This is a genomic window from Paenibacillus sp. J2L1-98, assembly GCF_056269405.1.
In genome coordinates, this window is sequence record NZ_JBWDNW010000016.1 from 83,375 (window position 1) to 96,413 (window position 13,039).

At 50.3% G+C, this 13,039-nt stretch carries 10 protein-coding genes; all 10 read left to right on the top strand.

Going from position 1 to position 13,039, the window contains the following annotated elements:
- Window positions 1-3 precede the first annotated feature (3 nt).
- The 10 genes from AC0YNZ_RS22860 (at window position 4) to AC0YNZ_RS22905 (ending at window position 13,028) form a co-directional block, all read left to right on the top strand.
- Window positions 4-1,614 carry a response regulator gene (locus AC0YNZ_RS22860; protein ID WP_475828805.1) on the top strand — a complete coding sequence of 537 codons (1,611 nt, stop codon included), beginning with the start codon at window positions 4-6 and terminating at the stop codon, window positions 1,612-1,614.
- Between the two features lie 358 nt (window positions 1,615-1,972).
- Window positions 1,973-2,842, top strand: a complete 870-nt coding sequence (locus AC0YNZ_RS22865) for an ABC transporter permease (protein ID WP_475828844.1) — start codon at window positions 1,973-1,975, stop codon at window positions 2,840-2,842.
- A 23-nt stretch (window positions 2,843-2,865) separates the two neighbouring features.
- Window positions 2,866-3,750 carry a carbohydrate ABC transporter permease gene (locus AC0YNZ_RS22870; protein WP_475828806.1) on the top strand — a complete coding sequence of 295 codons (885 nt, stop codon included), beginning with the start codon at window positions 2,866-2,868 and terminating at the stop codon, window positions 3,748-3,750.
- Window positions 3,751-3,814: 64 nt separating this feature from the next.
- Window positions 3,815-5,329, top strand: coding sequence for an ABC transporter substrate-binding protein (locus tag AC0YNZ_RS22875; RefSeq protein ID WP_475828807.1), 1,515 nt, complete (start codon window positions 3,815-3,817; stop codon window positions 5,327-5,329).
- 86 nt (window positions 5,330-5,415) lie between these two features.
- Entirely contained in the window at window positions 5,416-8,151 is a 2,736-nt protein-coding gene (locus AC0YNZ_RS22880) for a family 78 glycoside hydrolase catalytic domain (protein WP_475828845.1), read from the top strand.
- Window positions 8,135-9,055: a nucleoside hydrolase gene (locus AC0YNZ_RS22885; RefSeq protein ID WP_475828808.1), complete on the top strand. Its 921-nt coding sequence runs from the start codon at window positions 8,135-8,137 to the stop codon at window positions 9,053-9,055. Before AC0YNZ_RS22880 ends, AC0YNZ_RS22885 begins: the two co-directional genes overlap by 17 nt.
- 40 nt (window positions 9,056-9,095) lie before the next feature.
- A complete protein-coding gene (locus AC0YNZ_RS22890) occupies window positions 9,096-9,995 on the top strand; it encodes a multidrug effflux MFS transporter (RefSeq protein ID WP_475828809.1) in 900 nt (299 codons plus the stop codon).
- Between the two features lie 17 nt (window positions 9,996-10,012).
- Entirely contained in the window at window positions 10,013-10,306 is a 294-nt protein-coding gene (locus AC0YNZ_RS22895; protein ID WP_475828810.1) for a hypothetical protein, read from the top strand.
- A gap of 241 nt (window positions 10,307-10,547) precedes the next feature.
- Entirely contained in the window at window positions 10,548-11,552 is a 1,005-nt protein-coding gene (locus AC0YNZ_RS22900) for a polysaccharide deacetylase family protein (RefSeq protein ID WP_475828811.1), read from the top strand.
- Window positions 11,553-11,582: 30 nt separating this feature from the next.
- On the top strand, window positions 11,583-13,028 hold the full coding sequence (locus AC0YNZ_RS22905) for an FG-GAP repeat domain-containing protein (RefSeq protein WP_475828812.1): 1,446 nt from the start codon (window positions 11,583-11,585) through the stop codon (window positions 13,026-13,028).
- Window positions 13,029-13,039 lie beyond the last annotated feature (11 nt).

Consider the following 13,039-nt stretch of genomic DNA (forward strand, 5'->3'; position numbering starts at 1 on the left):
CCTATGTATACCGTACTAATCGTTGATGACGAAGTGCATGCGATTCGCGGGCTGGAGGCAGGCGTCAGGTGGGACAAGCTGAATATTCATGCCGTCCACACTGCCCGCGGGTTAAAGCAGGCACAACATATCTTTCAAACGGAGCCGGTGCAGCTGATGCTTTGCGATATTGAAATGCCCAAAGGCTCGGGCCTCGATTTACTAGCCTGGGTACGAGAATATTATCCGAAGACGGAAACGATTTTTTTGACCTCGCACTCCGACTTTTCATATGCCAAGAAAGCGATCCAGCTGGGCAGCTTTGAGTATTTGCTGAAGCCGGCGGATTATGAGGAATTGGAGCAGGTAATCGATAAAGTGCTGGTCAAAATCAATAAGGATTTGGAGCTATCGGCGTTTGAATCCAACTATAAGCATTACGTTCAATTATGGGAATCGCAAAAACCGATGTTGAAAGAACGCTTCTGGCAGGAGCTCCTCCGTCAAAGCATCGTGTCCTCTCCGGAGAGTACCTCGGAGTATGCGGCGAAGTATAAGCTCCCTTATCTCGGCTCCACCAAGTTTCTGCCGATCTTGTTCCGCGTTCAAAAATGGTATAAATCGTTGAATCAACGGGATGAGCAAATTATGGAGTATGCGCTGCGCAATGCCGCGGAGGAGCAGGTACTGAAATTTCATTCCGATTCGGCGGTCATATCCATTCAGAGCGGCGGCTTGCTCGTGCTGCTTCCCGCAGAGTCAGAATCACAGGATATCGCCATGCTTGCCGATTGCGAGGCTTATGTGCGCAGCTGCAGCCAATACTTCAACTGCGAGCTCAGTGCCTATATCGGCCAACCGGTTCATGCGTATAAAATGGTGGATCAGTATCACCAGTTGACGCGGATGGACCAGGACAATGTGACACATGCTAATCAAACGCTGCTGCTCCGCGATTACCGGAAGAATGAGCAGACGGTAAAACCTCCGTCGATGAACGAATGGGCAGAGTGGATGAAGCAAGGCGCCAAGGAAAAGCTGGCCAGCGATGTGGCGCGTTATTTAGACGAATTAAAGGAAGCGAAGAACGGCGTCGACGCTCAGTCGCTTCAGCTTTTTTACCAAAACTTTTTGCAAATGATGTTTTTTGTCCTACAGGTGAAGGGACTTCAGGCGAATGAGGTATTCGCAAGCAACTTGCTGACGGACAAGCCGGAAGCTGTGCTTCGTTCTCTATCGTCTATGAAGGAATGGATTCTTTATTTAGTTGAGGTGGCTATGAATCGCATTCACGCCCTTCAGGAAAATTTGTCGCTTGTCGAAAAGGTCAAACGGTTTATTAATGAGCATATCGGAGAGCAAAGCTTGACGCGCGAGGAAGTGGCAAACTTTGTTTACTTAAATCCCGATTACTTAAACCGCGTATTTAAGAAAGAGGCAGGGATGTCAATCTCCGACTATGTGCAGCTTCAGCGCATCGAATTTGCTAAACAATTATTGACCCGCTCCGAGTACTCGGTCAGCGATATTGCGGTGCAATCCGGCTATTCCAACCTGTCCTATTTCTCGACCCTCTTCAAAAAAATGACGGGGATGAACCCGGGCGATTATCGAAAGCTTGCTCAATCCAAATAGCAAACCTGAGGCCGGATCCGCGTAAAGCGGACCGGTTTTCCTTTTAAAATATAAGAATTATATGTTTCACCCTTATATCTGGCTTAACCGCGAAACGAGCTTTTGCCTCCAGAGGACGGCGACAGCCGTCTGCGCATATAAAGTCGAAAAAACGAAAGTGTAAAGTCCGTTTTGAGGTTATTCCGTACGCCCCCCATCTTCTACAATGTAAATAAGAAGAGCGATCACAACAAGGAAATGAGGGAAGGCCATGGAAGCTGCGCGGGCAACACAAGCTGCAATTGCTGGACAAGCTAATCATGTGAAAAAACAAAGCCTTTTATGGAAAAACTTAAAACGTTACCGGGCGCTTTTTCTGATGATTATTCCGGGCATGATCTATCTGATCATCAATAATTATTTGCCAATGTTCGGTGTGATTATAGCGTTTAAGGATATTAACTACGCTAAAGGCATACTGGGAAGCGACTGGATCGGCTTTAAAAACTTTGAATACTTATTCAAAACGGCAGACGCATGGATTATTACAAGAAATACGATATTGTACAACGGATCCTTTATTATCATTAACACCGTGATGGCTATCGGGGTAGCGATCCTGCTGAACGAAGTGAAGAAGAAACTGGCATCCCGGTTTTATCAAAGCGTCATTTTGCTTCCATACTTAATTTCAATGGTCGTCGTCGGCTATCTCGGACTGTCGATGATGAATGTTGAGAGCGGATTCATAAACAAGCAGATTCTGCCGCTCCTCGGCATCGATCCGATATCCTGGTATGCGGAATCCAAGTTCTGGCCGTACATTTTAACGCTCGTTAACATTTGGAAAAATGTCGGTTATCTGTGTATCATTTATCTGGCTTCGATCATTGGCATCGATAATGAATATTACGAGGCTGCTACGATTGACGGCGCGAACAAATGGCAGCAAATCCGGAGTATTACCGTTCCGCTAATTATGCCGACTATCGTCATTATGACGCTGCTTGCGATCGGCCGCATCTTCTATTCCGACTTCGGCTTATTTTATCAAGTTCCGCTAAATTCCGGGCCGCTGCAGCCAACGACGGATGTTATCGATACTTACGTGTATCGCGGGCTGATGACCTTGGGTGATATCGGAATGTCATCGGCAGCCGGCTTGTACCAATCTATCGTCGGTTTTGTCCTTGTATTAGTGGCGAACTACATCGTAAGTCGTAAAAATCGTGATCAAGCGCTATTTTAGGGCGGAAGGAGATTGATAACACCATGAAAACGAATCATATGAACCAGTTTTTCGTCCATCTGATCTTAATTCTGCTCGCGGCAGCATGCTTGTTTCCGTTCCTGCTGCTCATTATTTCATCGCTAACGCAAGAGCAGTCGATCGTAAGGGACGGGTACAGCTTGTTTCCGAAGGAATGGAGCTTTAAAGCCTACACTTACTTGTGGAACCAGTCTTCTTCCTTGGCTAGAGCTTACGGTATAACGGTGCTGATCACGATTGTCGGCACTTTCGCAGGCTTGCTTATTTCAGCCCTGCTCGCTTATCCGCTTTCCCGCGGCGACATGCCCTACCGCGGCCTATTCTCCTTCCTGGTATTTTTCACGCTTCTGTTTAACGGAGGCTTGGTGCCTACGTATCTCGTATTTACCGAAGTGTTCGAAATGAAGAATACGCTGATGGCGCTCATAATACCGGGGCTTCTAACGAACGGCTTCTTCATTCTTCTCATCCGTTCGTTTTTCAGCACCTCGATTCCGGTGCCGATTATTGAATCCGCTTATATGGACGGCGCGACGGAGTTTAAAATCTTTTACCGGATCGTCCTGCCGCTCTCCTTGCCGATATTAGCAACGATCGGCTTGATGCTGACGATAGGCTACTGGAACGATTGGTTCAACGGCTTGATTTATGTTACCGAACCCGAGTTATTCAGTATTCAAAATTTGCTGAACCGCATGTTGAGCAATATTCAGTTCCTGCAGCAAACGAATATTGGCGGCAACAACAGCACAGCGGCTGCTAGTCTGCCGATGAATTCCGTACGGATGGCCATGGCTGTTGTAGGCATACTGCCTATCCTTTGCGTCTATCCTTTCTTCCAGAAGTATTTCGTCAAAGGGCTCACAATCGGAGCAGTCAAAGGATAACCAAACACGGATTCCGCGGGTCCGATTGGTATATAACATTCGAGAATACAGGGGGAAATTGTTTATGAGAAAGAAGAAATACACGCTTGTTCTGTCTGTCATGCTGGTTTTAACCTTGCTGCTTGCAGCTTGCGGCAACTCGAATAATACCGGAAATGTCAAGAACGAATCCGGCAGCAAGAACGCAGGCGGCAACAGCGAAGCGGTCGAGCTAACGATGGCATTTATCAATATCGGCAACATGACGGATGTAGCTGCCGTGCAGGAAGAAATCAATAAGATTACGAAGGCAAAAATCAATGCGACCGTGAAGCTGATGCCGATCGACATCGCGGCGTGGAACCAACAGGTGAATTTGCTGCTTGCCGGCAACGAGCCGCTTGATCTTCTGGTAACGTCCTCTTTCTTCAATTACAGCTCACAAGTAGCGAAAGGACAATTATTGCCTCTGGATGAGCTGCTTGAGAAATACGGTCCTGAAATTAAAAATACGATGGCTCCTGAAATATATAACGGCACAAAAATCGACGGCAAAAATTACGGCGTACCGAGCATCCGGGATGTCGGAGCGGACTACGGTATGGTACTCCGCAAAGATCTAGTGGATAAGCACGGAATCGATCTGTCCAAGGTCAAAACGTTTGCGGACCTGGAATCGGTGTTCAAAACAATCAAAGACAAAGAACCGGGTATCTCTCCTTTGGTACAAAGCACCCAGACGGGAACCGTTTCTTATGAGATGTACACGCCGCAAATCGATCCGCTCGGCGATGCGCTTGGGGTATTGATACTGGACGACAACGATATGAAAGTAAAGAACATCTATGAAACCGAGCTTTATAAAAATACGGTTGGGCTGGCAAGAAAATGGTACGAAGCAGGCTATATCATGCAAGACGTCGCGACGACCCAAGAGATGGGTACAAGCTTGGTGAAAGCAGGCAAAGCGCTGGGCTATATGAACAACATGAAGCCGAGCTACGAGAAGCAGGAATCTAAAGCCACAGGATACGAAATGGTCGGCGTACGTCTAACCGAGCCGGTAATCCAATCGAACGGCGCTAACGGCTTTATGATGTCGATTCCTTTGAACAGCCAAAATCCTGAGCGTGCGATGCAGCTTATGAACCTCCTCTACACGGATGCGGATGTTATGAACTTGTTCGCCATCGGCATTGAAGGAAAGCATTACGTTAAAAATGACGACGGCACGATCAAGCTTCCAGACGGAGTCACTGAATCGGGCTATGTGAACAATCAGTGGGAAGTCGGCAACAACTTCCTGACGCATGTTTGGCAAGGCACGGAAACGGACATTTGGGAGCAAATGAAAGCCTTCAACGAATCGGCTAAAGTTTCTCCGGCACTTGGTTTCTCCTTTGACGCTACTCCGGTCAAAACGGAAGTGGCTGCGGCAACAAACGTGGTGAATCAATATAAGATCGGTCTTGAGTCCGGATCGCTTGATCCAGCTTTGATCGGCGAATTCAATGAGAAACTGAAAGCGGCTGGATTGGATAAAATTATTGCTGAGAAGCAAAAACAGCTGGATGCGTGGAAAGCGGCTAACAGCAAATAAAGCAAACGGATAACACAATCCCTCCTTCCATCCATGGGAGGAGGGATTTGCAATTTTATTTCATCGTTAAGGGGGCAGGAACGAATATGTTTACGATCACTGATCTGCGCTGCGAATACAAGCAAAACCCGATTGGGCTGAACACGCGTCAGCCGCGCATAAGCTGGAAGCTGCAATCGGATGCAAGAGGATCTCAGCAAGCCGCTTACCGGCTGGTGGTAGCGGCGGATGACCGGTTTGACGAGCTCTTATGGGATTCGGGACGCCTGGAATCGGACCGCTCGACTCATGTAGAGCTGGCGGGGCTGGAAATGGCTTCGAAAAGGCGCTACTACTACCGCGTTCGGGCGTGGAATATACATGGAGAAGACACCGGATGGTCTGCTCCCGCTTATTGGGAAATGGGGCTTCTTGCTGCCTCGGAGTGGCAGGCCGAATGGATCAGCGCGCCTGCGGCCCTGTTCGCAGAGGATTCGGAGCAGGTTCCGATGCTGCGCAGGCCGTTCCGCGTTGACGGCGCTGTCCGCTCTGCAAGTATTTTTGCAACTGCTCTAGGCGTGTACGAGCTGGAGTTGAACGGCAGCCGGGTAGGCAGCGATTACTTTGCTCCAGGCTGGACCAGCTATGATCATCGCCTGCAGTACCAAGCTTACGATGTCACAGTGATGCTGCATCAGGGAGAAAATGCGCTTGGGGCGCTGCTCGGAAACGGCTGGTATAAGGGGTATTTGGGGTGGACCGGCGATAAGGCGCTTTATGGCGACCGCACAGCGCTGCTCTTGCAGCTTCATATCGTGATGGAGGACGGACGGGAATTAGTCGTGAAATCGGATGACAGCTGGAAAGCGGCAGGCGGCCCGATCCTCATGTCCGAGATTTATCATGGCGAGAGCTACGACGCCCGCTTGGAACAAAAGGGTTGGAGCCTTGCAGGCTATAACGATCGCTATTGGCAGCCTGTCGAGACGATCACGCACACCAAAGAAATCATAATAGCACAGGAAAATGTGCCCGTTCGCAAGATGGAGGAACTGAAGCCGATAGAGCTGATTCGTACGCCGGGCGGCGATACGGTCATCGACATGGGGCAGAACATGGTGGGCTGGGTTCGTTTCACGGTGCGCGGGGAAGCCGGCAGGGAGGTTGAAATCCATCATGCCGAGATTTTGGACCGGGAAGGGAACTTTTACCCGGGCAATATTCGGAAGGCGAAGCAAACGATCCGTTACGTGCTGAAGGGCGGCGGAGCGGAAACCTTCGAGCCGCATTTCACATTTCAGGGCTTCCGGTATATTCGGTTAACAGGGTTTGAGGAACCGGTCAAACTTGAGGATTTCACGGGCGTCGTCCTCCATTCCGACATGGAGATGACCGGCGATTTTTCCTGCTCCGATCCGATGGTCAACCAACTGCAGCACAATATTTTGTGGGGGATGAAGGGCAATTTCCTGGATGTGCCGACAGACTGTCCGCAGCGTGACGAACGGCTGGGCTGGACGGGGGACGCGCAGGTTTTCGTACGGACGGCCGCGTATTTGGCGAATGTGGCGCCATTCTTTACGAAGTGGCTCGGCGATTTGAAGGTTGACCAGAATGCCGAGGGCGGCGTTCCGTTTGTCGTTCCGGATATGCTCAGTAAAGGGAAGCCGGATCCGAATTTCCCGCCTCCTTTCTCATCTGCCGCATGGGGCGACGCTGCCGTCATCTGTCCTTGGACGATCTATGTGTGCTATGGAGATACCCGCATACTTGAATCGCAGTATGAAAGCATGAAGGCATGGGTTGCTTATATCCGCAGGCAGGGCGATAATGAATACCTTTGGAATACGGGCTTCCATTTCGGCGACTGGCTTGCACTCGACGCCAAAGAGAACAGCTATTTGGGAGCGACGGATACCGATTATGTCGCCACCGCTTTTTATGCGTATTCCGTTTCCATTATGCAAAAAACGGCTGCCGTCCTTCAGCGGAATGAGGATGCAGCCCATTATGCCGAACTGTATGCGGGCATTCGCAAAGCGTTCAACGAGGAGTTTGTCACGCCTTCCGGCAGATTAACCGTTCCGACCCAAACCGGGCAGCTGTTAGGACTGATGTTCGGACTGCTTGATGGAAGAGCGCAGGAGCGAGCCGTTCAAAAGCTGCTGGATCTGCTGAAGGAAAACAAGTATCACCTTACGACCGGCTTCGTCGGCACGCCGTATTTGAACCATGTGCTCAGCGGCTTCGGCAGCAGCGAGGTGGCTTACAAGCTGTTATTCCAGCAGGATTACCCGTCCTGGCTGTATCAGGTGTCCAAAGGGGCGACGACGATATGGGAGCATTGGGACGGCATTAAAGAAGACGGCTCCTTCTGGAGCGACGACATGAACTCCTTCAACCATTATGCGTACGGCGCGATCGGCGATTGGCTTTACCGCAGCGTCGCTGGCATCGACACGGACGAGACGGGTGCGGGCTACAAAAGAATCATCATTCGGCCGCAGCCTGGCGAAGGGCTTTCCTGGGCGGAAGGCAGCTTAATGACGATGTACGGCACAGTCCGCTCCCGTTGGGAGAAGGTGGAGAACGGGCGAATGGCTATCCGCGTGACAATTCCGGCCAATACGACGGCTGAAATCGTACTGCCGGGAGCAACGCTCGAAACGGTGAAAGAGAATGGGGTGCTACTGGAATATGCGGGCGGTATTTCGCACGCCGGGCAATGCGTTGAGGGAGTAAGGCTCGAGGCGGGATCAGGCGATTACCGGTTTGAGTATGAATATACACATGAAGCCACAACAATAAGAAAAGAGGAACGAATCGATGAAGTTGCCATTTGATATTCCGGAATCCAAAAAAATTAGGCTAATCATCAATACCGATGCCAAAAACGAGGCCGATGACCAATTTGCCATCGTGCATGCGCTGCTTACGCCGCGTTTCAAAATAAAAGGGATTATTGCGGCCCAATTCGAAAAAACAGCTTCCATGATGAATCGGAAGGATACGATGCAGCAGAGCTACGATGAAATCCAGAAGGTTTTATCGATCATGGACCTTCAAGGACAAGTACCGGTTTATAAAGGGGCAGCCAAAGCGTTGGAGAACGAGACAGAACCTCAGATTTCGGAGGGGGCTGAAGCTATCGTGCTCGAGGCGCTTAAGGAAGATCCTTTACCGCTTTATGTCGTGTTCTTAGGACCGCTGACCGATATGGCTTCCGCCCTTCTGATGGAGCCAAGCATTGCGGATAAGCTGACCGTTATTTGGATCGGGGGAGGACACTATCCTGAAGGCGGTTGGGAGTATAACCTGCTTAATGACATCGATGCCGCTAATGTGGTTTTTGATTCAAAAGTCGAGCTCTGGCAAGTTCCGCACACCGTGTATACGACGATGCGGGTGAGCATTGCGGAATTGGCGTACAAAGTGAAGCCGTACGGCGAAATCGGAAACTATCTGTATCAGCAGCTGATTGATTTCAATAACTGGGCTGCCGAAGCTTTTCAAAATTCCCCTTGGCCAAAAGGAGAAATGTGGTCGCTTGGCGATTCACCGGCAATCAGCTTGCTGCTGGATGAGCATGAATACGGCTATGATATAGTACCTGCTCCGCGCATTACAGAGGATATGTATTATGTACATGATCAGAAGGAAAGAATGATCCGCGTCTATCATTACGTAGATGCCCGGTTTACGCTTGAGGATATGTTCGCGAAGCTTGCGCTGACTTACGGCAAGTGATAAATGTCCACAGAAAATAAAGTCTCAGAAGAGGTAGAAATTGAGCCGTAATCAACGATTGTCCATGATTATTATTTTAGGATCTTTGTCTACATTAGCGCCTTTTGCGATCGACATGTATTTATCTGCCCTTCCTGCAATGGCAGGCGAGCTGCAAACGAGCGCTTCGATGACGCAGCTGAGTTTGACTTTTTTCCTTTTAGGCCTCGCGTTCGGACAGCTTGTCGCGGGTCCGATCAGCGACGCGAAAGGGCGCCGGCTGCCGATGCTGATCGGGATGTCAGCATTCGTCGCCGCCTCGCTGCTGGTAGCGGCAAGCGACTCCGTCTGGCTGCTATTGACCAGCCGGTTACTGCAGGGGGTTGCTGCGGCCTCCGGAATGGTCATTTCCAGAGCCATCGCCAGGGATCATTTCTCCGGCGTCGAGCTTACCACGTTCTTTGGCTTGTTGACAATGGTCGGAGGCCTCGGGCCAATCGTTGCGCCGGTGCTCGGAGGCATTTTGCTGCAAACCATGTCCTGGCACGGCTTATTTATCGTATTGGCGATCATCGGAACGGTGATGGTGTCCGCTATCTACATCGGTATTCCGGAGAGCTTGCAGGCTGATAAGCGGATCACCGGCGGCTTAAGAGATTCCGTTTCGGCAATGCTCCATATTTTGAAAGATCGCTTATTCCTTGGCTACGTTGGTGCACAATCCTTCACATCGGCTGGATTGTTCGCTTATATAGCCGGTTCCCCGTTTTTAATTCAGGATATATACGGAGCGACGCCTCAGCAGTTCAGCCTGCTGTTTGCACTTAACGGATCGGGCTTTTTGATCTCTACTCAGATTGCTTCACGGCTTGTGAGGCGGTTCGGAGCAAAGAGGATACTATTTTCGGTCTTATTCTTAACTCGGTCAACGGGATGTACCTGCTTGGCGTTCTTTTACTGAATGGTTCACTCGGATGGGTGCTGCTTCCGCTATTTCTGATCGTTGCCAGCATGGGATTTGTCGGGACGACCAGTTCATCCCTTGCTCTGCAAAGCCACCCGGAAGCAGCCGGGAGCGCGGCGGCTTGGCTTGGGCTTGGCTCCATGCTCCTTGGCTCCATCGTTTCACCGCTTGCCGGTATTGGAGGCACAGGATCGGCGGTGCCGCTCGGCATCGTCATCGCAGTGTGCGGAGCAGGAGGACTGTTATGTTATGCCGGCTTAATAAGCCAACGCCCAAATGAACGAGCATCGCAGTCTGTCAGGTTATGACGCCGGGACTTTTTTGAATGGGAATTTGGTTTGTAAAAAATACGCCCCCCTGAACCGATTATAACGGATCAGAGGGGGTTTTTGTTTCTTATCGGTTCCAAATGAGTACAGTGCCAGATGATGCTGCTGCGGTTTCGACAAGGGTGTCAACTGCGCTCGAACGGTGTTACTAATTTGTAACTCTCTAAAACGACTATTCCATTAAGATGAAGCTATCAGGGAGGAATAGAAGGTGAGCGGGATGGAGAGAGGAAAAAAGCGTCGACGCAGGGTGATTGCGCTGTTCATGCTGGCAGCAGTAATGGTATGGCTTGGCGGTTGTGCGGTTAGTAAACCGTTAGGCTTGTCATCGCTTATGACAGCCGGCAGCAGCAAGCCGGTAATGAACGGGGGAAATGGCGAGAAGGGACCGCAGACAGCAGGCGGGATGGAGAACGAAGGCGATGTTGTTATCGCCGGCAATGCTGCGGGGGCTGGAAGCGGAGTTATCAACGGCCATTTGGAGGGGGATTCGAATGGGGGCTTGGAGCAGACGCCGGGCGCAGCATCAGCCGGTACACCAGATACAAGCAGCGGCAAACCGGGCAAGCCGGATAAGCCGAATGAGCCGGACAATGATCGCTTGAACAAGCCTGATCAGTCCGTTACAGAAGCGAAGCCGGTTAAAGGGAAAGGGGATAAGCTGATCGCGCTCACGTTCGACGACGGCCCGGATAACCGTTACACGACCGCGATTTTGGATATCCTGAAGGAAAAAGAAGTAAAAGCTACCTTTTTTGTAGTTGGACAGCAAGTAAGTAAAAACCCCGAGGTGCTCCAGCGCATCGTGGACGAAGGGCATGCGATCGGCAATCATACATACAACCATAAAGACTTATCTGAGCTGAATAAGAAACAAATGATCGAGGAAGTGAACACAGCGGATGCTGCGATCAAGAAAGCGGTCGGTTTTACGCCGGTTATGTTCCGCGCTCCTTATGGCGCAGTATCGGACATACTCAAGACCTTGTTGAAAGATAATAATCGCGAATTAATCGGTTGGACCATCGACACGCGGGACTGGGCAGGAACCTCGGCAGACAACATCTGCAAAATGATAAAAAACGAGGCGAAGCCCGGTGGTATAATATTAATGCATTCTTTTGGCGGCAAGCATATCAAGAACACGGTAAAGGCTTTACCGGAGGTTATTGATGAACTGGAGCAAATGGGCTATACATTAGTCACTGCCGATCAAGTAGCTTAACAAGGGTTCATGCACGAGGAGGCTGGAAAGTTGGATGACGCAAGTTATACAGATGCCAAGCGCAGGCGCGGGAAAAACATGCGATGGGGAATGCTGCTCAGCAGCGTTTTCTCGCTCCTATTCTTGGCAACAGGCTGCCGTTATACAGCTGCGCCTGCGGATCTGCTGCAGAAACCGGCCATTGCGCCGGAAAAGCAGGCCATTGTGCAAGCGATCGAAAGCACCCTGCCTGTTTACAGCAAGCTGACGCTCCCGCATAGAGAGGAGCATATGGAGGCGATCCGCCTTATCGATGTGGACGGAGACGGCACGGAAGAGGCTGTCGTTTCTTATTACAATGAATATAGTTCACCAGAACTTATGGTGTTTAAATATACGTCAGCCTCATGGAAGCCATGGGTGCTTGTACAGCAGCCGCTGGCAAGAATGATCGATTGGCTGAAAGTAAAGGATCTCGATAAGGATGGCCTGATGGAAATTATAATCGGGTGGATCGGCGCTTTCGACAGTCCTAATATGCTGGAGATTTACTCGTTTAATTCCAAGCCGGTGCGCAGTGAGACGGGCAAGCTTACACTGAAGCCAAAGGAGTCCTTGCCCTATTCGTATGGGGATACGGGAGATATTAACGAGGATGGGCGGCTTGAGCTTGCGATCATCTCGGAGCTTGGGACCAATCAGGAAATGGCATTGCCGGAATTTCATTTAACGATTTACAATTGGGAAAACGGTCGCTTGCACAAGCTTATTACGGAGAAACTGTATAATGAGGTTAATAATTATGACCGCTTATTAATAGGGCGAATTTCGCCGCGTCATAGAGGCATTATTTTGGAGGCGTCGACCGGAGCTCATAGCACCTATTCCGCCATGTACGTATGGGAGAGAAACAAGCTGCGGCTCGTTTACCCGGACTCCTCCAACGGGCAGGAAGGCTTGAGCGGTACGCCTACGATGAGCAGGGATATTAATGGGGACGGCATTTTGGAGCTGCAATGGACGAAAGAGGCGCCGGGCTATGCGGACATCGCTTATGCGAATTCCAAATGGCTGAACGAATGGATGCAGTGGGACGGCAATGAGGATTTTGTGAAAATAACGGAGGAATTCACCGATTACCGGTACGGCACGCAGCTTCGGATTCCCAAGCAATGGATGGGCCGTTATACGCTTCACAGCCCAGAGGAGCAATATGCCTTCGTAGCGGTCGATTATTGGAATGAGCATACGAATGTCAAAGCCAAGCTGGCCACATTATACGCAGTGCCGCTGAAGCAGTGGGAAAGCGTCGAAGCTGCTTGGAAGGAGCAATCGAAGCCATACCGGGAGCTGCTGATGGACAGCGGCAATGTATTTGCGGTTTCGTTCGTTACAGAAGCGCCTTCCGGATGGACCGGGGCGGACCGGCGCGCATTCAGTAAGATGCAGGAGGCGGAAGCAGAGTTCGCTTCTTCGCTAACGATTCGTAACGATTAAGAGAGAAAAGC

Excerpts from the sequence above, each read along its gene's own strand:
- AC0YNZ_RS22865 (WP_475828844.1), top strand. The coding sequence starts at position 1,973 with ATGATTATTCCGGGCATGATCTATCTGATCATCAATAATTATTTGCCA.
- AC0YNZ_RS22880 (WP_475828845.1), top strand. The coding sequence starts at position 5,416 with ATGTTTACGATCACTGATCTGCGCTGCGAATACAAGCAAAACCCGATT.
- AC0YNZ_RS22860 (WP_475828805.1), top strand. The coding sequence starts at position 4 with ATGTATACCGTACTAATCGTTGATGACGAAGTGCATGCGATTCGCGGG.
- AC0YNZ_RS22870 (WP_475828806.1), top strand. The coding sequence starts at position 2,866 with ATGAAAACGAATCATATGAACCAGTTTTTCGTCCATCTGATCTTAATT.
- AC0YNZ_RS22885 (WP_475828808.1), top strand. The coding sequence starts at position 8,135 with ATGAAGTTGCCATTTGATATTCCGGAATCCAAAAAAATTAGGCTAATC.
- AC0YNZ_RS22875 (WP_475828807.1), top strand. The coding sequence starts at position 3,815 with ATGAGAAAGAAGAAATACACGCTTGTTCTGTCTGTCATGCTGGTTTTA.
- AC0YNZ_RS22900 (WP_475828811.1), top strand. The coding sequence starts at position 10,548 with ATGGAGAGAGGAAAAAAGCGTCGACGCAGGGTGATTGCGCTGTTCATG.